Below are 853 nucleotides of genomic sequence, written 5' to 3' on the forward strand. Positions count from 1 at the left end.
CGAGATCTACACGGCGGGCGAGCAGGCGGTGTGGGAGTTCATCACGGCCGCGGTCAAGAGCCGGCCCGCGGACAACGTGTCCGAGGCCGACGCGCTGGTGCACTTCTGGACCCGCTCCAGCACCTGGTTCGATCACTCGGTCGAGCAGTCGGTCGCCATCTACCAACAGGAGCTGGAGCGGATTCGCCAAGGCGATGCCGCCCGCCGCCTCGAAGTGGTGCGCGCCGTCGTCGGCGGCGAGCTCGTCGATCCCCGGGAGATCTCGGCCCGTCTGGGCGGGCATCCCCTGTCGGCATATCAGACGGCGCTGCTCCTCCACACCGCCGACGACGCGCGGATCGCCGACCTGTCGCAGGCGGCGCACGAGCTGACGACGGCCCTCAAGCTGCGCTCACCGCTGGTGGTGCACCCGGGCGGGCGGGACCTGTGGGCGTGGGTCAGCTCCGCGGAGCTGCCCGACCTCACCCGGCTGCACAGCCGCGAGGACTGGTTGAAGGAGCGGCAGATCGTCGCTGCCGTGGGCAGTCCCGCCCCCGGCGTCGACGGCTTCTGCTCCTCGCACGCCGAGGCGCTCGCCACCCAACGGATCACCCTGGTGGGCAACCGGCCCAGCCCGCTCACCTTCTTCACCGAAGTCGAGCTGATGAGCCTGGTCGGCAACACCGACGCCATGCGCCGCTTCGTCTATCGCACCCTGGGCCGGCTGGCCGGGACCGACGAACAGACCGAGCGCCTGCGCACGACCGTCCAAGCGCTGCTGTCGACCGGCAGTCACGACGCCGCCGCCAAGATCCTGGTGGTCCACAAGAACACCGTGCGCTATCGCGTGGAGCGGGCCGAGGAGCTGATGGGA

The 853-nt window shown here is 70.5% G+C and carries 1 protein-coding gene; it reads left to right on the plus strand.

Annotation, left to right across the window (positions count from 1 at the left end; all coding sequences use genetic code 11):
- Positions 1–853, plus strand: an 853-nt coding sequence (locus tag E9934_RS19410; RefSeq protein ID WP_136564550.1) for a PucR family transcriptional regulator, incomplete at both ends; no start/stop codon positions are given.

It is taken from the genome of Nocardioides caeni, assembly GCF_004912195.1.
Taxonomy (GTDB): Bacteria; Actinomycetota; Actinomycetes; order Propionibacteriales; family Nocardioidaceae; genus Nocardioides; species Nocardioides caeni.